We start from the raw sequence: 21,035 nt of genomic DNA on the forward strand, positions 1-21,035 counted from the left end.
CGCTCCTATCGGCTGCCGTCAGTATTTGATGACGCGGATTTTGCGGCCGTTCATCACGCAGGTCGCTGCATAGGGCCAGTGATCGGCGCGGCAGTCTGTGTTCGATGTGCTGTCGTTTGTCATCACTGCAGCATTTGGAATCGTTGTTGCGTCGGCGCGCAGCAAGGTCAATCCCAGCAGCACGAGCAGCAGGGCAGCCATCAGCGCCGCTCCAACTGAAAACTTTGGATAGAGCACCAGCACATCGCGCATAGCGACCGCTCCCACGTTGGCATCGCAGCCGTAACGCAAGGGCAGGGCGTGAAGTTCCGGCCGGACAATAAAAAAGGCGGCAAAGCCGCCTGCATGTGAGTGAATGAACAGGCCTTACCGGGCGTTGCCGTCGCATCCGCCGGTCGCAATCCGGCAATATTGCTCGCGGCCCTGTCCAGCGGTTTTACGGCAGTCTGCAAGCGCCTGTGCGTCGGCGTCGCTACGGGTAGGCGCAATAGCCCAACCGGTCCCGGTTTCCCCGGCCTCAGGGTCGATTGCAATGCTCACGCACTGGTCCCGGAAGGTGCCGATGATCCTGCACAGCGCGCGGATATTCGGAGGCGCCGTCTGTTCGTTTTGGCACCGCGTGAGTGCTTCCGAACTCGCGCGTTCTGCGGTCGGATAGTTGGTGCCCCATCCCGCCGCAAAGCCGCGGGAGAGGTCTTCCTTGATCAGGCCGAGAGCAAGTGCGCCCTCCGCCCGCGCCGTGCCGGAAAAAGCAAACGCGGACGCAACGATGGACACGGCAAAAATGCCGTGACGCACGATGCTTCCGCGTTTGCGATTCATGTTTTTATCCGGACTTACTTCGCGTCACCGTCGCAAGCGCCGCGCACCAGCGTGCACTGGCCCTGGCGGTCACGTCCCGCGACGCGCTCGCAAGCGGAAGCCGCAGCACGATCCGACGACTGACGGGACGGTTCGACCGCCCAGCCTGCGCCCGGCGTGCCGTCCTTCGGGTCGAGGGCGACCGAAACGCACTCGTTGCGGAAGGTGCTGACGATGCGGCACTGCGCCTTCACGTTCGCCGGCGCGTTCTGTTCTTCGCGGCAGCGCTGAAGTGCGAGGTTGCGGGCGGCTTCGGCGTTCGGCTGATTGACGGCCCAACCGGCGGAATAACCGCGGGCCGCGTTGTTATCGAGAATGCCGACCGCGATCGCACCTTCGGCCATGGCCGGGGCGGAAGCGAAGGCGCTGACCGAAAGAACGAGCGCAGCAAACAAAGCACGTTTCATTTGGAAGTCCTTTAGTGAAACGGGAGGGTTAACCCGGCGAGCGTAGCCGACCGGCGAAAAAAGCGCGAGAGAATTTGACTTCAAAATTCCGAGATGGAGTCTACGCGGCTTCGATAGAAGGCGAGGTGCCCGGCGATCTCCTGCACCGCGGGAAAGGGCTTCTCATAAGACCAAACTGCGTTCTCGTTCTCGCTTACATCCACCCTGACCGTAAAATGAGTGGCCTGCCCTTTATACGGGCAGCGCGTGACGTGAGGCGTAGGGATCAGAAGCTCCGTCCGTACGTCCTCTCGCGGAAAGTAGAACACTACCGGGTAGTCACTCTCCTGAAGGCGGAGTGCCTTTGTGCTTCCCGCGATGACCTGTCCCCCAAGGGTGACCCGAACACTTTTGCCGTTGGTTGTGATGGTAATTGGATGGTCGGGGCCGGGCGTGAGCATGTGCTGATTCCTGTTTTCCAGAGCATACGCAGCGCGCGGGAACCACAGGTAACATTCCGGTGAAGCACTGCTCCGTGAATTGAGTGCCGGAACTCCGCCGCTATTGATTGGTTCAATGAATGCCAGTCACGCAGGAGGAAATGCCATGCGAAAAACTTTGGTTCTGGCGATGCTGGCCGCTTCGGCGGTTCTTCTTTCCGTTCCGGCAAAGGCGAGCCACATCAACCCTTACACTTACATCTTCAACGACACACGCCACCCGAATTTCCTCGGCACGCGCAACCTGTACCCGTTCCCCGCGAACCCGCTTCATGTCCGCCCCTATCACCACCAGCGCCGCTGGCGCTGAGCACGTGGAACCTAGCCGTAGGCAGCGCGTTTGAACGATATGCGTGTAAATCGATATTGCCGTGCCAGTGCCATCGAGGCGGCAGGAAAAGCGAATGACCCCTCGCTTAGCCTGGAGGCACGCGTGGAGTGGGCCCGGATCTCGAAGGTCTGGCGGGATATCTCCTGCCATTACGACCTGAGCGGGGATGCGCCGACAAAAGCGCAGAAGCCTGCCGTGCGGCGTTTAAACGAAACCCTGCATTGAATTAGTCAAAACTGTCGGCATTAGCCTGACGTCACGGCACGTATTGCGTGGCTGTCCCGGCCGGTCGATGGTTCGCAACCTGAATCGCGGACCTTAATCCCGGCATGAACTCCCCGATTTTTTACGGCTGGCGCATTGTTGCCGCCTGTCTCGTCATCGCAATCTTCAGTTGGGGCTTTGGCATCTTCGGCCTTGGCGTGTTTTTGCATGCCATCAGCCAGAGCCGGGGCTGGTCGGTGGGTTCGATCTCCTCGGCAATTACGGTCGCGGTCTTGCTCTCGTCGGTTGCGGCGCTGTTCGTAGGCCCCGCCATCGGCCGCTATGGCCCGCGCATCGTGATGACGTTCGGCGGGTTGTTGATGGCGGCCGGACTCTCTTTCCTCGGTTTCGTCAGCGAGAAGTGGCACGTCTATGCCGCGTTCGTTCTGAACGGACTCGGCTATTCGTGTCTTTCGGTGACGGCAATCACCGCGACGCTATCGCCGTGGTTCGAACGGCATCAGGGACGGGCCATGTCGAGTGCCATGCTGGGTGCCAGCATCGGCGGCATGACCTCCACACCCATCCTGATCTTTGCAATCGAGCGGCTCGGGCTGACGCAGGCGATGATCTGCAGCGCGCTTTCGGTCCTTCTCGTCGTTTTGCCACTTGCCGTTATCGTGCTTCGCAAAAGCCCGGCGGATATGGGTCTTTATCCCGATGGCGAGCCGCCCCGCGAAACCGGTAAGGAAAAGCCAGCGCGTGTCTGGAGCAGGGCGGAAGCATTGCGCACTCCGGCTTTCATCAGCGTGGCAATCGCTTTCGCATTAGGCCTTGGCGTACAGGTTGGTTTCCTGACACATCACGTTACGCTTGCTGTGCCTTCACTTGGCACAAATGGTGCTGCGTTCATCGTTTCACTCACCGCGGTTGCGGCGTTTTTCGGCCGGGTAGCGCTTGCGCGTTGGGCAGACCAGGTCGATCTGCGCGTAACGAGTTGCGCGGTACTGCTCGTCGCATCCGTCTCGCTCGCAGCGATAGCAGCGTGGCCTTCGGCTTGGATGCTGATTGGTGCGAGCATTCTTTACGGTTTGACGACGGGGAACGTCACGACGTTGTCACCGATTATTGTGCGCCGTGAATTCGGCGCGGCGGTCTTTGGCTCGATCTATGGCGTCGCCTGGATGACCATAGGTTTTGCCTCGGCGTTTGGGCCTGCACTGTTCGGCTGGCTCTACGATTACTTTGGTGGCTACGCACAGGCGCTATGGCTGGCGGCGGGTATTGATCTGATCGCGGCCCTCGTCGTGATTGCCGGCCGGCCGAAAAAGACGTTCTCATAAGTAGAAAAGCGGACAGTTTTCCTCAGCCTTTTTCCTGTCCAAATCCTGCAATCCGCTAGGATGGAGACAACCCCGGAATCGTTCCGGGGGCCTCGGGAGAGAACTGCAATGAAGACCCTTGCCCTTGCGTTCGCGCTGACCCTCGCTGCGACTGCCGCCAATGCGCAGGCCAGCTGCAGCGCTGAAGTAGCGAACAAGAAGCTCGTCGGCGCCGCCAAAGCCAGCTTCCTCAAGAAGTGCGAAACCGACGCCAAGACGTCGTGCGACAAGCAGGCGACCGACAAGAAGCTTGCTGGCGCAGCCAAGACCAGCTTCACCAACAAGTGCGTGAAGGACTCGGTCGGCGGTTAAGCTGACTTTTCGTTTTCATGACGAAGCGCCGGAAGGAAACTTCCGGCGCTTTTTCTTTGCTCAATAGGATTTAAGAATTTCGACGATGTTCTTGAAGCTGTCGTCGAAGGTCTGACGGGTCGTGGCGGATTTGTTGCGATGGCCTAACCGCACGATCACGATTCCATCCGCCGGAAGGATCATCACGATCTGGTCGCCTGCGCCGGAAATGACGAGTGCTTCCTTTGGAAATTTGTAGAAGCCATGCCGGTTGAGCCAGACCATGCCGCCATAAGCCTCGCCGGGATAGCCGGGCGAGGGCGTGCCGACGAAGTCCACGAAACCTTCGGCGAGGTATTGCTGGCCGTTCAGGCGCCCCTTGTTGGCGTAGAGAAGGCCGAGGTTGCCCCAGGAACGCGCCGTACCGAAGACGTAGCCGGTGATGATGGGAAAACCCTTTGGGTCGGTCGATACCGCGACGTTCATGCCGACTGGCGCAAACACTTTCTCACGGATCAGTTCGCGTAAACCGTCATTCGAAAGGTTTAGCTTCTGGCGGATGAATTCGAGAAGCAGAAGCGGGTCGGCGTTGTTGTAGCTTCCGGCCGTGCTCGGCTTATGTTGCAACGGACGATCGACAACGAAACGCACTGCATCTTCCAGATCGGTGTAGACGAGTCCGTGATCGGCCTGCACGAACAACGGGAAAGTTTTGTAGCCGGTTGTAAATCGCAGGCCGCCCGCCATGCCCATCGCATCGCGAACCCGAATGCCACGGCGCGGATTGCCTGCAGGCCATTGCTGGATTGCAATAGGCTCGTCGAGTGAAAGCTTTCCTTCCGCGATGAGGCGGCCGACCAGCGTGCCAACCAGCGTTTTCCCGAACGACCAGTTCTCCGCAAGATAATCGGGGCCGCCCCCAGCCGCATAAGCCTCGCGTAGCAGGATATTGTTCTTGTAGATGAGAAGCGCATGAGTTGCGTGCGTGGGATCGGCAAAGTTTCGCGCTACCTCCGCGTCGAGCTTATTCGCCGCTTCATCAGGAAGCTCTGCGCGCGTGATGACCGTGAAGCTGTCGAAGCGCTTAGGCTGAAGCACCGGCAATTTTACCGGAGGAAAGGCCTTCTGCGAAAGTATGCAGCCGCGTTCACCTTGATAACTTGCAACAATCGGCGCGATCAGCGAACCGCCGACTGTAACCGTACCATTCTGCCTGTCTATGTTTACGCTGAAGGCGTCATAGATGCGCTTCCGGAAGCCTTCCTTGATGATCGACTGCCGGTCGACTTCTTCCGCGCTACGTCCGCTGATGAAGATACCGGCGCACAGCATCGCAGCGTTGTTGGCCGCAAAGATGTGCTGGAGCCGTGACCAACTGATCGCGAATAGCGTTCCGTAGGTAAGCGCCGCCGTCAGCAATAGAACCAGAGTTACCCGCAGCAGCCTGCGCCAGCCGCCGCGAGTGCCCCAGATCAGGCGTGTGAGAAAATTCACGGCCTCTCAGTACCTCAGCGCCCAGGAGACGCCGAATTGGCGCGAGTCACCGACGCCTGCGTTCGTCCCTCCGGTCGAGAGGTAGGTCAAATACCGCTCGTTAAGCAGGTTCTTCGCGAACAGCGTGAATGTGCTCTTGTTGGCGAACTCCCAGCCCAGCCGTGCGTCAAGAATGGTTGCGCTGCCGACATAACGAAGCGGTGAATTGGCGACGTCGGTGTTGCTGTAATAGCCGTCGATAAAGCGGACGTTCGCGCCGGTGAAGAAGCCGTTCGGGTCTTTATAAAGACCGCCAAGGTTGAGTGTGAAGCTGGGCGCTTCCGGGAATTGATTGCCGGTATAGACGCCACCAATTGCCGGGACCGTGAAGTCGTCGAAGCGCGTAAACAGCAGGCCGAGCGAGGAATAGACCGTAATCCGGTCAGTTGCCTTGAACCGCGTTTCGAACTCGGCACCATAGGCGTGAGACCTGTTCGCATTTGTTATGACCGCAAGGCCAGGAAGTGGGCCGGGTTCGTATGCAAACTGCTGGTTCTTGTAATCGTAGTAGAAAAAGTTCGCATTGAATGCGAGGCGGTCGTTCAGCCATTGCGAGCGATAGCTGATTTCGTAAGCGTGTAGTCTTTCAGGCAGAACGTTGTAGCGCGCCCCGGGCGTAAAGATGAACACGTCGCTGAAGCCCGCACGATAGCCTGGCGAATACGTAAAGCCGATCGTCTGTTTCGGCGTAAGGTCATAGGTAAGGCCAGCCTTAGGAAGGAATGCGTTAAAGGTGTCGTCGGTGGTCGTGTTGATGGGAACGTAGGTGAAGCCGATCGGGTCGAGCTGTGCGCCCGTTGCGGTGCTCACGACTTCGTCGCGGAGCGCGCGTCCGCCTGCGATCACAACCCACCGGTCGATCCGGTAACGGAGATCGGCATAAGCGGCGAGGCTCTTCGTTTCGTAGTCGCTGACAAGGTTCTGGTAGGGGATAAGACCGAGCGGCGGCCCGCCGAGCAGCGCCGGATCAATTTCGATGCGCGAGTCCAGCTTGGTCGTGAACTTCCCGTAGAACAGGCCGAGCACGCCGGAGAGACCGTTTCCGTTGTTGTCGATTTCCAGGCGGAAGTCCTGGGTAAAATCGCCGCCTTTGCGAAGATCGTCGCGCAGATAAAAGGCGTTGCCCGGCGCGGAGTTTATCGTCGTGTCGGTCGCTGCGAAGGACGTGATGCTGCGCAGCTTGTAGTTCAGGCCGAAAGAGTACGACAGATCTGAGATGTAGTTGTTGGTCTTGATGGAGCGATAATCGAGTAGCGTGGAGGGAGTGTCGTAAATACGCGCGAAATAGTCGGGACCTGAAACCGTATTCACGCTCGGCTTGTCGTTGGTATGCGCCACCGTGAATAGGGCGCGGAAGCCCGGCAGCGAGGATGGTGTCCACAACAGCTTGCCACGAATGTTGCCGAAGCGATCCTGGCCGAGCACGTTGTTGGCGGGGTCGACATAGTCGATGTCGTTATTCGAGCGATAGAGCTGCCCCGCAACACGAAACGCCAGCTCGTTCGGAAGGATCGGGCCGGACCACATGAAGCCGGTCGTGAACAGGCTATGCGAGCCGGCAGTCAGTTCCATCATGGCTTCATAATTGAAGGTCGGGTCTTTCGTCTTGATGAAAACGGCGCCAGCGGTTGCATTGCGTCCTTGCAGCGTTGACTGCGGACCACGAAGCACCTCGACCTGTTCGACGTCCCATACGGAACGCAGACCACGACGAACGGCTTCCGCGTTTTGCAAAGCGCCGTCTACGACGACGGCGATGACGGGAGCCGCGCCCGCGTTCTGGTTGCCCGATAGCCCTTCCGAATTGACTCCGCGAATTGTGATGCCGCCATTGTTGCTGCTCGCGCGGGTTGAAAGCGTATTCGCTGCGGCATTCAGCGCGTCGTGAAAATCGAATATCTGTTCTTGCTGGATGCGTTCGCTGGTGATCACGCCGACGCTGGTCGTGACGTCGATACTCGGACGATCGACTTTTTCACCGAAAATCGTGATTTCAGGCAGCGCAATCTGCGCATGCGCGGGAATCGCCAGTACCGAAAATATAGCCGTACATCCCGCAAGCATCAGCTTGCGGTAGCCGATGAGCCCCATCATCGCCCCCGTTTGGTATTTGTTATTGCTGGCGACGACGGGCGTGGCTGGCTGTAACGGCATTTTTATACCGCCGTGCAGCCGTAGCAATGACGAAGTTCGGAAGTGCGACTTATCGCGCTTGCTTTTTTAGACTGTTTTAAAAGTAGGGGCCTCGCTTACGACACGCGCACCATGCGCTTGCCGAGATTGTCGCCCGCGAGCAAACCGATCAGCGCTTTGGGTGTGTTCTCGATGCCTTCGAGGATGTCCTCGTAGACCTTGAGCTTTCCGCTCGCGACCCAGCCTTGCAATTCCCCGATCGCTTTCATCGCCTGCGAATAATAATCCATCACGATGAAGCCTTCGATGCGCAGCCGCTTGACGACGATCAGGCCGGGGATGCCCCGCGGGCCGCTCGCCGGAGCGGCGCCATCATAGGCCGACACCGCGCCACAGCAGGCGATGCGTCCGTGCAACTTCATCTGCGAAAGGCAGGCTTCGAAAATCTCGCCGCCGACGTTATCGAAATAGACGTCGATGCCGTCCGGCGCGGCGGTTTTCAGCGCCTTGAACACAGGACCGGATTTGTAATCGACGCATTCGTCGAAACCGAGATGCGACTTCACCCAGTCGCACTTCTCCTTGCCGCCCGCGATGCCGATGACCTTGCAGCCCTTGATCTTCGCGATCTGCCCGACCAGCGATCCGACCGAACCGGCGGCTGCAGAGACGACGACGGTTTCGCCTTCTTTCGGCTTGCCGATGTCGAGTAGCCCGAAATAAGCGGTAAGGCCGGCGACGCCATAGACGCTCAGGAGATGCGACATCGGATGGATGTTCGGGACCTTGAGCAGTTTCTTCGCGGGCAGGGCGGCATATTCCTGCCAGCCCGTATCCGCGAACACGAGATCGCCGTGCGAAAAGCCGGGCGCATTGCTCTCGACCACTTCCGCGATTGCGCCGCCAGCCATGACCGTGCCGGCGCCGACTGCTTCGCGATAGGTCGCGCCCTGCATCCATGCGCGGTTCGCGGCATCGAGCGAGATCAGGCGAATTTTCAGCAGCACTTCGCCGTCCTTCGGCGTCGGCACTGTGCCGTTCTGCAGCTTGAAATGTTCGCTGCCGAGTTTGCCTTTCGGCGTCTCGGCGAGAAGGATTTGGCGATTGGTCATTGCGTCACCCGATTTTCACGCCGAGACGGCCGGCAAGATCCTGCACAAACTGCCACGCCACGCGCCCCGAACGCGAACCGCGCGTAGTCGACCATTCCAGCGCCTCGCTGCGCAAGGTTTCCGGCTCGATTGGGATTTTGAAATGCGAGACGTAGCCGTTCACCATCGCGAGGAATTCGTCCTGCGAGCAGCGATGGAAGCCAAGCCACAGGCCGAAACGGTCGGAGAGCGAAACCTTTTCTTCCACCGCTTCGCCGGGATTGATTGCTGTCGAGCGCTCGTTCTCCACCATCTCGCGCGCGAGCAGGTGGCGGCGGTTCGAGGTGGCATAAAGAATGACGTTGTCGGGTCGTCCCTCGATGCCGCCTTCGAGCACGGCCTTCAGCGATTTGTACGAGGTGTCGTCGGCGTCGAAGGAGAGGTCGTCGCAGAACACGATGAAGCGCTCTTTCGCGCCGCGAAGCAGGTTCATCAGGTAGGGCAGTGACTCGATATCCTCGCGGTGAATCTCGATCAGCTTGAGGTTCTTGGTTTCCGCGTTCACGCCTGCATGGACTGCCTTCACCAGCGAGGACTTGCCCATGCCGCGCGCGCCCCAGAGCAGGGCGTTGTTGGCGGGCAGGCCCTTGGCGAAACGCTCGGTATTCTCGACCAGCGTGTCGCGCATCCGGTCGATTCCCTTGAGCAGGTTCATCTGCACCCGGTTGATCTTCGCCACCGGATCCAGCCGCTTCGCCGCGGCGTTCCAGACGAAGGCCTCGGCGGCGTCGAAATCGGGTTTATACGGGGCCGGCGGCGCCCAGCGTTCCACGGCCTCCGCAATTCTGCTGAGGGCGTCTGCCAGCATGCCGAGGACGGTGTCAGAGGAGGCGGGGCGGTTCATGGGCTGTTTCCTTTCCGGGCGGCATAGCGGGCGGCTTTGCCGCGGGCAAGAACCGGAAATACCTCGCTCTGGGAGGCCGGAAATGCCGGGAAAGGGGCTGATTCCGTTGCAATCCGGGCTTTCGCAAGTATAGTCCCGCCCGATTTGGCGGCCTCCTCCTGACGGTCCGCTCCCTTTCACCGCCGAGGAACCATGTTCATTACCCCCGCTTACGCCCAGGCCGCTGCCCCTTCCGGCAGCGATGCGATCCTCCAGTTCCTGCCGTTCATTGGCATTCTCATCATCTTTTATTTCCTGCTGATCCGCCCGCAGCAGAAGCGCGCCAAGCAGCATCAGGAAATGGTCAACAACGTCCGCCGCGGCGACACCATCGTCACCAATGGCGGTATCATCGGCAAAGTGACCAAGGTGGTCGACAACTTCGAAGTCGAAATCCAGATCGCCGAGGGCACCAAGATTCGCCAGATCAAGCAGATGATCGCGGAAGTGCGCGCCAAGGGCGAGCCTGCGGCCAACGACGCTTGAGATAATTTGCGGCAGCTTAGCCGCAGACGAAATAAGTTCGGGAAACGCCGATGCATTTTTCTAGAACGCGCGCCTTCGCGATCATCGTGCTGTCGCTCGCGATTTGCGCGCTCACGATCCCGAACCTGCTTTCGCCCGCGGCTTACAACGCGCTGCCGAAAATCCTCCAGCACAAGATGGTGCTGGGCCTCGACCTGCAGGGCGGCTCGCATCTGCTGATGCAGGTCGACTCCGACAGCGTGCGCAAGGAAAAGGTCGAGAACCTCTACAACGAAACCCGCCGCGTGCTGCGCGAAGCCAAGATCGGCTACAGCAACCTCGCGTTCCAGAACATGGTCGTCTCGGTTCGCATCCGCGAGCCGAAGGACGTTCCGGAAGCGCTGAAGAAACTGCGCGAACTCGCGTCGCCGCTGACTGGCGTGTTTGCCGGCAGCAACGTGCAGGATATCGAAGTCGCCGAAAACGGCGGCCTGATCCGCCTGACCGTGACGGATGCGGGCATCAAGCAATACATCGGCACTGCCGTCGAGCGCTCCATCGAGATCGTTCGCAAGCGCGTCGACGAAGTCGGTACCGTCGAGCCGTCGATCCAGCGTCAGGGCCTCGACCGTATTCTCGTGCAGGTGCCGGGCCTCGATAACCCGAAGCGCCTGATCGATCTGATCGGCCGTACCGCGAAGCTGCAATTCCGGATGGTGGACGTCACTACTTCGCCGGAACAGGCGCAGCAAAACCCGCCGCCGGATGCCGAAGTGCTGCTCTCCACCGATAACCCGCCGCAGGCTTACGTCATCGAACGCCGTGTCATCGTGACCGGCGATGATCTGGTCGATGCGCAGCCGGGCCGCGATCCGCAGACCAGCGAGTGGGTCGTCAACTTCCGATTCAACTCGAACGGCGCACGCCGCTTCGGTAACGCGACGCGCGACAACGTCGGCCGTCCGTTCGCCATCGTGCTCGATAACAAGGTTGTTTCGGCTCCCGTGATCCGCCAGCACATTCCCGGCGGGCAGGGCCAGATTTCCGGCAGCTTCAACGCGCAGTCGGCGAGCGACCTTGCCATCCTGTTGCGCTCCGGCGCGCTGCCGGCGCCGCTGACCGTGATCGAGGAACGCACCGTGGGTCCGGGTCTCGGTCAGGACTCGATCAGCGCGGGCATTACCGCGTCATGGATCGGCTCGATCGCGGTCATCGTGTTCATGCTCGCGACTTATGGCCTGTTCGGTATCTTTGCGAACATCGCGGTTGCCATCAACGTCGGCATGATCATCGGTATCCTTTCGCTGCTTGGCGCGACGCTGACATTGCCCGGCATCGCGGGCATCGTGCTGACCGTCGGCATCGCGGTCGACTCCAACGTTCTGATCTACGAGCGCATCCGCGAAGAAGTGCGCGCGGGAAGAACCGCGCTGGCCGCACTGAACGCTGGGTTTGATCGCGCGCTCGCGACCATTCTCGACTCGAACATCACTACCTTCATCGCCGCGGTGGTGCTGTTCATGATCGGCACCGGCCCGGTGCGCGGCTTCGCCGTCACCTTCGGTCTTGGCATCCTGACCACGCTGTTCACCGCTTTCACCTTTACCCGTCTGCTCGTCGCCCTGTGGTATCACTGGTGGCGGCCGAAGACGCTGCCGATCTAGGCGGAGAAAAACTCGTGCGCATTCCGCTGCTTCGTCTCGTTCCGGACGACACCAAGTTCAACTTCTTTCAGTTCCGCCGCTTCAGCTTTCCGATTTCGGCGCTGCTGTCGATCTTGGCTGTGCTGGCCTATTTCCACTACGGCCTCAATCTGGGCATCGACTTCAAGGGCGGCACGCTGATCGAGGTGCAGGCGAAGTCCGGCAAGGTCGATATCGCGCCGATGCGCGCTACGCTGGAAAAGCTCGGCATCGGCGAAGTGCAGATCCAGCAGTTCGGCGATAACGAAGCGCTGATCCGTGTTGCCCAGCAACCCGGCGGCGACGAAGCCCAGCAGGCCGTAGTGCAAAAGGTGCGCGCCGCGCTCGGCGATACTGTCGAATATCGCCGCGTCGAGGTGGTCGGTCCCCGCGTATCCGGCGAGTTGCTCGGCTACGGTATCGTCGGCCTCGGCGTCGCGATCATTGGCATCCTGATTTATCTCTGGTTCCGGTTCGAATGGCAGTTCGCGCTCGGCGCGATGATCGCAAACGTGCACGACATTGCACTCACCATCGGCTTCATGGCGGTGACGCAGATCGACTTCGACCTGACCTCGATGGCCGCGCTGCTGACCATTCTCGGCTACTCGCTGAACGATACCGTCGTGATCTACGACCGCATCCGCGAATTGCTGCGCAAGTATAAGCGCATGCCGATCGCGCAACTCATCAACGAAGGTGTCAACCAGACGCTTTCGCGCTCCGTCATCACCCACGTCACCGTGACGCTCGCGCTGATCGCGCTGCTGATCTGGGGCGGGCGCGCGATCCACGGCTTCGCTGCCGTGATGACCTTTGGCGTCGTGCTGGTCGGCACCTATACGTCGATCTTCATTGCTGCGCCGATGCTGATGTACCTCGGCGTTGGGCATGGCCGGGAAGCGGGCGACAAGGTTGCGTCTCCCTCTGTTGCGGGCGCGCCCGCGCGCCCGTGAGCGTCAGCCGCGACCAACCGCACTATCCGGGCCGTGCGCCCATCGACGCCTACGGGCAGGGCGGCTTCCGCTTTGCCGGAATGTCGCATCGCGGTTCGCTGCTGATCGTGCCCAGTGGCATCTACGCCTGGCCGGTAACGGATGCGGCACAAATCGACGCCGCGAGCCTCGCCCGCCTATTCGCCGAGCAGGACGAGATCGACCTCCTGATGATCGGTTCCGGCCGCGACCCCGCGTTCCTTTCGCCGGCGCTGCGTTTGCGGCTGAACGAAGCGAAGATTTCCGTAGACATGCAGCCGACCGGCGGCGCGGCCTCGACGTATAACGTTCTGCTCGACGAAGGCCGCCGTGTTGCCGCCGCTTTGATCGCGGCTCATTAGGCGATGAACGGCCCGTTCGCTTTCTGCGAAGAAGTCATCCGCCAGCGCGACCACGACCTGTTTCTGGCAACCCTGTTCGTACCCGCGGAAGCGCGTCCGCATTTGTTCGCGTTGTATGCTTTCGCCGAAGAGATTGGTCACGTCGCCGATGCCGTCAGCGAGCCGATGGTGGGACAGATCCGGCTGCAATGGTGGCGAGATGCGCTCGAAGGAAAGAACGCACCTGCCGAGCATCCGGTGCTGGAGGCGCTTACAGCGGCAATCGAAAAACACAGCTTGCCGCGCGACGTGCTGGCCAGTTTTGTCGATGCGCACGAATTCGATCTTTCGGGAGAGCCGATGCCGTCTCTCTCGGCGCTCGATCAGTTTCTCGATGCGACTACTGGCGCTATCGCTGGTCTCGCTATGCGGATTCTTGATGCACAGGCCGCCGCAAGAGAAGCCCGCGCCGCCTTCCTGTTCGGTCGTGCCAGCGGCCTGATGCAAAAGCTTCGCACGGTGGCCAAGGACGCATCGCAGGGCCGTGTCTTCATTCCGGTTGATATCCTTGAAAGGAATGGCGGCGCAGTCGCCGACGTTCTCGCCGGGAATGGCACGGACGCGATCAAAAACGCGCTCGCTGCGCTACGAAAGAAAATCTCGACGGATTACGATGCGCTGAAACTCGAATTCGTTCGCGGTCCCGTTCGCGCAGCGTTGCTGCGCGCGCCTTTCATTCCGCTTTATCTGCGCCAGATGGAAAAGCCCGGTTATGAACCCTTCACGTCACGCATCGAGCTTTCCCAGTTGCGGAAGCAGTTCGTGCTGTGGCGTACCGCGCGGTTCGAGACGATCTGATGGGGGCAAAAGAAAAGCCCCGGCGGGGAGGAACGCCGGGGCATCATTGTCTTGAGAGAGTAGGCTTAGGTGGCGCTTAGTTGATGGTCAGCGCGGCCTGACGGGCGATGCCCGGAATTTCGCTGCGGTTGATGTGAATGTCGCGCAGCATACGGTCGTCGAGCGAAGCCAGCTCGTTGTAAGCGCGGCGGTATTCCCGCCAGCGGCGGTATTGGCGAAGAAGATAACCGAGCAGCATGATGGTCTCCTATTCACGACCCGTTCCTGTGCATTTGCGCAGGTGAATCGCGTCTGTTCGTGAAAAGAAGCTAATGCGATTGCTGCACCTGCGTAAGAGGAACCTGTTCATTGCTGCAATGCGATAACTGCATGCCATCATTACCGAAATGTGAAAACAGCAAGGCTGCGATGCGGCGCTGGCTGGTGTCCGGCGCGATAGCGCGATAGGCAGGCAGCGCAACGCACCGGATTATTCCTCTATGTCCAAGTTTCTGTTCGATATTCCGCGCCCGGCCGTGCCGGTCGCAGGCCGTGCTGAATTTTTCCCCGTTCGCCGCATCTACTGCATCGGCCGGAATTACGCGGCTCATGCCCGCGAAATGGGATCGGACCCAAATCGGGAACCACCGTTCTTTTTCCAGAAGCCGAGCGATGCCGTACAGGTCGTGATGCCGGGGCAGGTGGCGGACCACCCGTACCCGACGCTGACGAAGAACTATCACTACGAGGTCGAACTCGTCGCAGCACTCCACAAGGGCGGCAAGAATATCCCTGCTGAGAAAGCGCTCGATTGCGTGTTCGGCTACGCGGTCGGCCTCGACATGACGCGGCGCGACCTGCAAAGCGACATGAAGGACCAGAAGAAGCCGTGGGACATCGGCAAGGGCTTCGATTTTGGCGCGCCTATCGGCCCGATCCATCCGGCAAGCGAAACCGGTCCGTTTCTCAAGGGTGAAATCTCGCTGAGCGTGAATGGCGAGGTGAAGCAGCGCGCCGATCTTTCGCAAATGACCTGGAGCGTAGCGGAACAGATCGCGAAGCTCTCCGAGTATTTCGAGTTGATGCCGGGCGACCTGCTGCTGTCAGGCACGCCGGAGAATGTCGGCGCAGTGGTGCCAGGCGATACGCTCACCGCGCGGATTGCGGGCTTGCCTGATCTCTCCTTGAAGATCGTGAAAGTCTAGAGCGACGCGGCGAACGCTGCGCCATCCTTGCGACCGAGTTCGTAGGCGGCAAGGATGCCGCGGGGATTGCGGACGTCGAACTGCTTGACCTTGATCGGCTCCGACGGCTGCACGTAACGGCGGCCCTTCACCTGCGGCAGCGTTTTATATTGCCGCGTCAACAGCACGAGCGTCTTGCCGCCCGCAGATTCGACCGGTCCGAGCGGCAGTACCGGGACGTTGTCGACCAGCCCGCCGTCGAACGCGGGGCGCTCTCCAATCTTGGTCACCGGCATGAACGGCGGCACGCCGCCGCTGGCGATGATGAGGTCGTGCAATTCGCTGGCGCGTTTCAGGTTGCGGACCGCGACGAACTCCTGCCGGATGCCGAGCTTGCGCCCGAAGGTCGGGTGTACGGGGTGAAACAGCTTCTTCTCGATCTGGTAGGCGCCAATTCCTGCCATGGCGCCGAGGATAGGCGGCACGCCGCGCGGGAGACGCGCCACCGCGATCCGGATGTCGGAGATTTCCTGCAATCTTGCGAGCACGGCATCGTCCAGCACGCTACGCAAAAGATCGAGATACATCGGGCCGACCGAGAACAGCGGCTTGCCCACACGCCAGTTGCGGAAGTCGATGGTTTTCACATGCGGTCCGCAACCGGCAACGATCAGCTCGCGCACTTTCGGGCCTAGACCGAGCAGCGAATAACATAGCGCAAACGAGCCGGCGCTGGCCGCGGTCGCCAACGGTGCCTTGAGGTCGATCTTCTCGCTGGCGGCCTCGTAAAAGCCGCCCTGCCAGTAGCAGCGATTGCCGCCCCCGGCGAAACAGATGGCATCGAACATGATTGCTTCCTACACCGCAGGTATGGCGGTGCGGAAGCGTGACGTTACGGAAAGGGATTTAGCCCTGCGGTACGCGCGGAAAGTAATGCGCGGTTTGCTTGCGGATCGCGCCGTAGCATTCGCAGGCACATTCCTCCAGCCCATCGCGGTCGAGCACCTCGATCTTCCCGCGCTTGTAGCGGACCAGTCCGTTCTTTTGCAGTCCTCTCGCCAACTCGGTTACGGTCGTGCGGCGCACGCCGAGCATTTGTGCGAGGAACTCCTGGGTAAGCGCGATCACGTCGCTGTCCAGACGGTCATGGGTCTGCAGCAGCCAGCGGCAAAGACGCGGCCGCGCTTCGTGCAATGCGTTGCAGGCCGTCGATTGCTGCGCCTGATGCAGCAGCATTTCCTGATAGCGTACGATGAAATCGCGGAGGAAAGGACTGCGCGTAACCGCATTCTGCAATTGCCGCGCCGGCAAACGCACCGCGTTGCCAGCGACCTGTACGATGGCGCGGGCGGTAGACTTGCGCGGTCCTAGGCCGGCAATTGCGCCGACCGCGCCTTCGCGGCCTACGGTCGCCGTCTCGACACTTTGTTCGCCGTCGGCCAGCACGATAACGACCGAAACCATACCGCTGTTCGGGAAATAGACCTGCTCGATCTCGTCGCCTTGCTCATGGAGGATCAGTCCCTGTTTGAGCGGGACTTCCTTCAAATGCGGTTCAAGCAGCGCGTATTCCTGTTGCGGAATACTTTCGAGCAAATAGTTTCGCGCTTCAGCGCGGGATTTCAGCATCAATGGGTTCCTGACTCGTGTCGCGTTGAGCCTTGACCCTGAGTGATGACCGACCGTCCCGGGGTGCCCCTTCGTTTGAAGCGGGCAGGGCTGTCTTCGAATCCGTGAAGACAGGGAAATACTAGCGGGCACGAAGAATTGCCGTCGGTCCGCTAGCGGACAAACTGGAAATCACTCATACCGGCAGCACGATGTCTGCGCGGAATAGGAAAAGGCATCGGGTTCGGTACCTAAACGCGGAACCCTTGAGTCGGGTTCCTTACGCGGAACTAACGGCGCTGAAGGGTAAGCCCGATGGAAATCAAGGCTGCAGACGGTACTCTGCTCCACCTGCGCAAGTGGTTGCGCAAGGAAAGCCAGATCATCAGGCACTCGATCCTGCTCGTTCATGGTCTTGGCGAGCATGGCGGCCGCTATACTCACGTCGCGAAGCTGCTAACTGAAATCGGTTTCGATGTCTGGGCCTACGATCATCGTGGCTTCGGTCTGTCCGGCGGGAAGCGTGCAGCGATCCCTCATACGGATGCGCTTCTGGATGATCTGAAACTCGTATTCGAAGCGCTGACTGAAGAACAACGCGTCCAAGGTGAGGCGAGAAGGCCGCTGTTACTGGGTCACAGTATGGGCGGTGCTATCGTGGCGCGCGCCGCGACCGGCGGATGGGTTTCTCCGGGCGCCTTGATCCTTTCTTCGCCGGGATTGCTCTCCCGGCTTGGCGGGTTCATGCAAGTTTTCACGCGCGCTGCGGCGATGGTTCTGCCGAACCTCGCGATCCCGCACGGCTTGCCGCTCGACAAAATTTCGCACGACGAAGCCGTGCTGGCGGATGCCAAAGCCGATCCGCTGAACCATGCGCAGATTACACCACGCCTCGCGGCCTTCATTCTCGACGCAGGCGAGCGCGCCATACGCGACGCCGGAAGCCTCGACATTCCTGTTCTGGTTCAGGCAGCTGGTGCCGACCAACTGGTGGATGTCAAAGGCGCGAGATTGTTTGCGGAACGCATGAAGCCGAAGCTCTGCACCTTGAAGATCTACGAAGGGCTTTGGCACGAAATATATAACGAGCGAGAGCCGGATCGCTCGAATGTGCTTGCAGACCTGAGAAACTGGCTGCTGCCGGAGTCTTCCGACGTCCTGATCGACCGCAGGTAATGGCCGGGCGATGACTCTATGGGGCGCTTGCGAAGTGCCGCCGCCGCCCTATATGCGACATATCCTCCGAAAACGAGTGGAACGATGTTTCCGAATTACGACTCGCCAGAGCACCATCTCGCGAAGCGCCCCGGACTTACCGGAGAGCTGCGCAAGCTTTTGTTCGACACGCCGAAAGAGCAGTGGGGCAGTCACAACAATTACTGGCGCGGTGCCGATATGTGGCAGGGCATCCACCGCTCATTGCTCCACGAGTCCGGCCTGTTCGTGAGTGGGCTGGAAAAGCTGCTCGATATGCCGAAAAGCGAAATGGATACCGCGCTTCGGTTGGCGGACATGCGCCATCTCGGCGGGCATCTCGTGGGCCACGCGCATGTGCACCATCACGTCGAGGACGATCATTACTTTCCGCGTTTCAAGGAAGTGTTCCCCCAACTCGGCAAGCCCATCGATTTGCTCGATTGCGATCATCGCGTGCTCGAGGAGACCCTGGACGCTGTCGAAGGGCACGTCCGCACGCTCTTCGCCGAGAAAGCGGGGCGTGACGAGATCACAGCCGTGCTCGAAGACGCGCGCAAGCTGGACCGTATCCTGACGCGGCATCTCGAAGACGAGGAAGACATCGTCATTCCGGCACTCCTCAAGGGCTTGTGACCCGCCAGCCGTATTCTGGCCGCGATTTAGCGGCCAGAAGCGGTATGGAGGGAATCCGGATGCGTGTTTTTACGAGGCTTGCGGCACTGGCCCTGATGGCTTCCACGCTACCGCATAACGCCGTAGCGCTTACCTTTGCAGAACAGGAATTCGTCTGCCCGATTGGCGGCGAGCGGTTCAAGTCGAAAGTCGTCGCGAGCGAGACGCGTTTCGGGCAGCGTTTGGACCTGAAGCCTGTTGGAGCGCTGGCGGCGCCGCATCCGCTTCCGGTCTGTCCCAACGGCTTCGTTATGTTCAAGCAGAGGTTCACGCAGGACGAGGTCGCGGCGCTGACCCCGGTGCTGCTGTCGCCTGAATATCAGGCGGCACGGAAGCAGCACAGCACCTATTATCTGGCGGCCCTGCTTATGGAGAAGAACGGCGTCGAGCCATATCAGCTTGCGCATGTCTATCTTCGCGCGTCATGGCAGGTTGAGCACGACGCTAGCCCGGATCGCATCAGCCTTTATCGCGAACTGGCGATTGCACGTTTCGATGCGTTTCTGAAGGACAACAAGAACCACGATACACGCTGGTGGACCGCGGCAATTGTCGCCGCCGAACTGGAACGCAATCTCGGCCGTTTCGAGCAATCGTCGGCGCGGCTTGCTGGCTTGCCGGTTTCCGAACTGAAACCTGAATCGCCGCAGGCGAGAGCAATCGAACAAATCAAACAGCTTATTGCGGAGAAGAAGTCCCAGCCGGAGCGCTTCGGCGTCAAATAGTCAGGCGCGGATTTCGGCCAGGATTGCGTAGGACCGTTTCCGCGCTACGTGGTCGTAGATTTGTGCCGCAATCATCAATTCGTCCGCGCCCGTCATCTCAATGAAGCGATTGATTCCGTCGCGTACGGTTTTCTTCGAGCCGACGACGGCATATTGCAGCGCGTGTTCGACGCCCGCTTTCTCCGCGGGCGACCAGTAGTTTTCGAGGCTGGCCGGCGGTTGCAAAAGACCCGGCGAGCCGCGGCGCAGGTTGACGAACTGGCGTTGCTGCGAAGTGAACAGCATCTTCGCCTCTTCGTCGCTATCGGCGGCGAACACGCCGATGCAAGGCATGAAGTAGGGCTTGTCCAGAAATTGCGAAGGCCGGAAGTTCTTCCGGTACAGCTCGATTGCAGTCATCAGGTAGTCAGGCGCGAAATGCGAAGCGAAGGCATAAGGCAGGCCGAGCAGGGCCGCGAGCTGCGCGCCATATGCACTCGATCCGAGAATCCATAGCGGCACTTTCAGCCCCGCGCCGGGATAGGCATGCACGGTCTGGCCCGGTTGTGGCGGCATGAAATAGTGCGCAAGTTCGACGACATCGTCCGGAAAAGTATCTTCGTCGGTCTTGTTGCGCCGTAGCGCGTGCATGGTGCGCTGGTCCGTGCCGGGTGCACGTCCAAGGCCCAGATCGATGCGATCCGGATAGAGCGAGGCCAGTGTGCCGAACTGTTCGGCGATGACCAGCGGCGAATGGTTCGGCAGCATGACGCCGCCCGCGCCAACGCGAATGGACTTCGTGCCGCCCGCGATATGTCCGATCACGACCGAGGTGGCGGCGCTCGCAATACCCGGCATGTTATGATGTTCGGCCAGCCAGTAGCGCTTGTAGTCGAGCGCCTCCACATGCCGCGCAAGATCGAGCGAGTTGCGGAAGGCGTCGGCTGCCGTGCCGCCTTCGGTAACGGGTGCAAGGTCAAGAACCGAGAAGGGGATCATTGGGCGAGCAGATCGTGATATTCGGGATGATCGCGGATGAAGCCGGCGAAATATCCGCAACGTGGAATGACTTTCATTCCTTGTACGCGGATATGTTCAAGCACGGCGGTGGAAAGTTTTGCCCCAATGCCGCGCCCGCGAAGCGCTACCGGCACTTCCGTATAGGTTACGGTCACGACGCCGGGTGACAGCCGGTAATTGGCGAAAGCGGTGCCGCCTTCGACATCGAACTCGTAGCGGCTCAGGGCCTTATTGTCGCGGATCAATGACATGCAGACAATGTCGGTATTCTGTAGCGTAAAGCAAGGCTGCGACGGAATGGCAGCATTGCGCCGCTAATTGCCGGTTACGAGATCGGCGTATTCGGGATGCTTCTCGATATATGCCTTGATGAACGGACAGAGCGGTATCACTTTCAGGCTGCGCGCGCGCGCCTGATCGAGCGCTCCCTTGGCAAGCTGCGAGCCGATACCGCGGCCGCCCAGTTCTTTTGGCACTTCCGTATGCGTGAAAGTGATGACACCGGGCTTCAGCCGGTAGGCGGCGAGTGCGGTGTGGTCGTCGACGATCATCTCGAACTGATGCTTTTCCGGATTGTCGCGAACTTCACTCATGGCAACCTCTGGGTTCATGCATTTGCCGATATTGTCAGGATTCGTTGCGGCGGGCAGTATCGTAGCGGGAGCGGATGCGGGACAAGTCGGGTAAACCGGCGGC

General features: G+C 60.2%; 26 protein-coding genes. 12 read left to right on the top strand and 14 right to left on the bottom strand.

Features of this window, described 5'->3' with window-relative positions; genetic code table 11:
• Positions 1 to 18: 18 nt before the first annotated feature.
• From KF794_06470 to KF794_06485, 4 genes are all read right to left on the bottom strand, one after another.
• Positions 19 to 252: a hypothetical protein gene (locus KF794_06470; protein ID QYK46313.1), complete on the bottom strand. Its 234-nt coding sequence runs from the start codon at positions 250 to 252 to the stop codon at positions 19 to 21.
• A 114-nt stretch (positions 253 to 366) separates the two neighbouring features.
• Positions 367 to 822 (bottom strand): DUF4189 domain-containing protein, encoded by a 456-nt coding sequence (locus KF794_06475; protein ID QYK46314.1) that lies wholly within the window; start codon positions 820 to 822, stop codon positions 367 to 369.
• A gap of 14 nt (positions 823 to 836) precedes the next feature.
• The gene (locus tag KF794_06480; GenBank protein QYK46315.1) at positions 837 to 1,268 is read right to left on the bottom strand and encodes a DUF4189 domain-containing protein; all 432 of its coding nucleotides are present in this window, start codon (positions 1,266 to 1,268) and stop codon (positions 837 to 839) included.
• A gap of 80 nt (positions 1,269 to 1,348) precedes the next feature.
• Positions 1,349 to 1,708, bottom strand: a complete 360-nt coding sequence (locus KF794_06485; GenBank protein ID QYK46316.1) for a DUF427 domain-containing protein — start codon at positions 1,706 to 1,708, stop codon at positions 1,349 to 1,351.
• A 145-nt stretch (positions 1,709 to 1,853) separates the two neighbouring features.
• Here KF794_06485 and KF794_06490 point away from each other — a divergent pair, with 145 nt between their 5' ends.
• From KF794_06490 to KF794_06500, 3 genes are all read left to right on the top strand, one after another.
• Complete coding sequence (locus KF794_06490) at positions 1,854 to 2,057, top strand: hypothetical protein (protein QYK46317.1); 204 nt, start codon at positions 1,854 to 1,856, stop codon at positions 2,055 to 2,057.
• 350 nt (positions 2,058 to 2,407) lie between these two features.
• The gene (locus KF794_06495) at positions 2,408 to 3,625 is read left to right on the top strand and encodes an MFS transporter (GenBank protein ID QYK46318.1); all 1,218 of its coding nucleotides are present in this window, start codon (positions 2,408 to 2,410) and stop codon (positions 3,623 to 3,625) included.
• Positions 3,626 to 3,733: 108 nt separating this feature from the next.
• Positions 3,734 to 3,976 (top strand): hypothetical protein, encoded by a 243-nt coding sequence (locus KF794_06500; protein QYK46319.1) that lies wholly within the window; start codon positions 3,734 to 3,736, stop codon positions 3,974 to 3,976.
• 60 nt (positions 3,977 to 4,036) lie between these two features.
• Here the strand turns inward: KF794_06500 and KF794_06505 are convergent, their stop codons facing one another.
• From KF794_06505 to KF794_06520, 4 genes are all read right to left on the bottom strand, one after another.
• The gene (locus tag KF794_06505; protein ID QYK46320.1) at positions 4,037 to 5,449 is read right to left on the bottom strand and encodes a serine hydrolase; all 1,413 of its coding nucleotides are present in this window, start codon (positions 5,447 to 5,449) and stop codon (positions 4,037 to 4,039) included.
• 6 nt (positions 5,450 to 5,455) lie between these two features.
• The gene (locus KF794_06510) at positions 5,456 to 7,582 is read right to left on the bottom strand and encodes a TonB-dependent receptor (protein ID QYK46321.1); all 2,127 of its coding nucleotides are present in this window, start codon (positions 7,580 to 7,582) and stop codon (positions 5,456 to 5,458) included.
• 155 nt (positions 7,583 to 7,737) lie between these two features.
• On the bottom strand, positions 7,738 to 8,733 hold the full coding sequence (locus KF794_06515) for an NADP-dependent oxidoreductase (GenBank protein ID QYK46322.1): 996 nt from the start codon (positions 8,731 to 8,733) through the stop codon (positions 7,738 to 7,740).
• Between the two features lie 4 nt (positions 8,734 to 8,737).
• On the bottom strand, positions 8,738 to 9,616 hold the full coding sequence (locus KF794_06520) for an ATP-binding protein (protein ID QYK46323.1): 879 nt from the start codon (positions 9,614 to 9,616) through the stop codon (positions 8,738 to 8,740).
• Positions 9,617 to 9,808: 192 nt separating this feature from the next.
• On the opposite strand from KF794_06520, the gene yajC reads away from it, so the two are divergent.
• From yajC to KF794_06545, 5 genes are read left to right on the top strand one after another with little or no spacing between them, the layout of a single operon-like run.
• Positions 9,809 to 10,141, top strand: coding sequence for a preprotein translocase subunit YajC (gene yajC, locus KF794_06525; protein ID QYK46324.1), 333 nt, complete (start codon positions 9,809 to 9,811; stop codon positions 10,139 to 10,141).
• Between the two features lie 50 nt (positions 10,142 to 10,191).
• Positions 10,192 to 11,784: a protein translocase subunit SecD gene (secD, locus tag KF794_06530; protein ID QYK46325.1), complete on the top strand. Its 1,593-nt coding sequence runs from the start codon at positions 10,192 to 10,194 to the stop codon at positions 11,782 to 11,784.
• Positions 11,745 to 12,758, top strand: a complete 1,014-nt coding sequence (gene secF, locus KF794_06535; protein ID QYK46326.1) for a protein translocase subunit SecF — start codon at positions 11,745 to 11,747, stop codon at positions 12,756 to 12,758. Before secD ends, secF begins: the two co-directional genes overlap by 40 nt.
• Positions 12,755 to 13,138, top strand: coding sequence for a hypothetical protein (locus tag KF794_06540; GenBank protein QYK46327.1), 384 nt, complete (start codon positions 12,755 to 12,757; stop codon positions 13,136 to 13,138). Before secF ends, KF794_06540 begins: the two co-directional genes overlap by 4 nt.
• 3 nt (positions 13,139 to 13,141) lie before the next feature.
• Positions 13,142 to 13,975: a squalene/phytoene synthase family protein gene (locus tag KF794_06545; GenBank protein ID QYK46328.1), complete on the top strand. Its 834-nt coding sequence runs from the start codon at positions 13,142 to 13,144 to the stop codon at positions 13,973 to 13,975.
• 76 nt (positions 13,976 to 14,051) lie between these two features.
• Here KF794_06545 and KF794_06550 read toward each other — a convergent pair whose 3' ends face one another.
• Entirely contained in the window at positions 14,052 to 14,213 is a 162-nt protein-coding gene (locus tag KF794_06550) for a DUF1127 domain-containing protein (GenBank protein QYK46329.1), read from the bottom strand.
• A gap of 241 nt (positions 14,214 to 14,454) precedes the next feature.
• Between KF794_06550 and KF794_06555 the strand changes: the two genes are divergently transcribed.
• Positions 14,455 to 15,159, top strand: coding sequence for a fumarylacetoacetate hydrolase family protein (locus KF794_06555; protein QYK46330.1), 705 nt, complete (start codon positions 14,455 to 14,457; stop codon positions 15,157 to 15,159).
• Here the strand turns inward: KF794_06555 and KF794_06560 are convergent.
• Both KF794_06560 and KF794_06565 read right to left on the bottom strand, forming a co-directional pair.
• Positions 15,156 to 15,986, bottom strand: a complete 831-nt coding sequence (locus KF794_06560) for a patatin-like phospholipase family protein (GenBank protein ID QYK46331.1) — start codon at positions 15,984 to 15,986, stop codon at positions 15,156 to 15,158. The genes KF794_06555 and KF794_06560 overlap by 4 nt on opposite strands.
• A 58-nt stretch (positions 15,987 to 16,044) precedes the next feature.
• Positions 16,045 to 16,767: a Crp/Fnr family transcriptional regulator gene (locus KF794_06565; GenBank protein ID QYK46332.1), complete on the bottom strand. Its 723-nt coding sequence runs from the start codon at positions 16,765 to 16,767 to the stop codon at positions 16,045 to 16,047.
• Positions 16,768 to 17,061: 294 nt separating this feature from the next.
• Here KF794_06565 and KF794_06570 point away from each other — a divergent pair, with 294 nt between their 5' ends.
• From KF794_06570 to KF794_06580, 3 genes are all read left to right on the top strand, one after another.
• Positions 17,062 to 17,922: a lysophospholipase gene (locus tag KF794_06570; protein QYK46333.1), complete on the top strand. Its 861-nt coding sequence runs from the start codon at positions 17,062 to 17,064 to the stop codon at positions 17,920 to 17,922.
• An 84-nt stretch (positions 17,923 to 18,006) separates the two neighbouring features.
• Entirely contained in the window at positions 18,007 to 18,576 is a 570-nt protein-coding gene (locus KF794_06575; GenBank protein ID QYK46334.1) for a hemerythrin domain-containing protein, read from the top strand.
• 59 nt (positions 18,577 to 18,635) lie between these two features.
• Positions 18,636 to 19,340, top strand: coding sequence for a hypothetical protein (locus KF794_06580; GenBank protein QYK46335.1), 705 nt, complete (start codon positions 18,636 to 18,638; stop codon positions 19,338 to 19,340).
• On the opposite strand, the gene KF794_06585 is transcribed toward KF794_06580, so the two are convergent.
• From KF794_06585 to KF794_06595, 3 genes are all read right to left on the bottom strand, one after another.
• Positions 19,341 to 20,318 (bottom strand): LLM class flavin-dependent oxidoreductase, encoded by a 978-nt coding sequence (locus KF794_06585; protein QYK46336.1) that lies wholly within the window; start codon positions 20,316 to 20,318, stop codon positions 19,341 to 19,343.
• Complete coding sequence (locus KF794_06590) at positions 20,315 to 20,590, bottom strand: N-acetyltransferase (GenBank protein QYK46337.1); 276 nt, start codon at positions 20,588 to 20,590, stop codon at positions 20,315 to 20,317. The genes KF794_06585 and KF794_06590 overlap by 4 nt, the downstream gene beginning before the upstream one ends.
• A gap of 63 nt (positions 20,591 to 20,653) precedes the next feature.
• The gene (locus tag KF794_06595; protein QYK46338.1) at positions 20,654 to 20,932 is read right to left on the bottom strand and encodes an N-acetyltransferase; all 279 of its coding nucleotides are present in this window, start codon (positions 20,930 to 20,932) and stop codon (positions 20,654 to 20,656) included.
• Positions 20,933 to 21,035: the final 103 nt, after the last annotated feature.

The sequence above is a fragment of the Xanthobacteraceae bacterium genome, from assembly GCA_019454205.1.
In the GTDB taxonomy this organism is placed as follows: domain Bacteria; phylum Pseudomonadota; class Alphaproteobacteria; order Rhizobiales; family Xanthobacteraceae.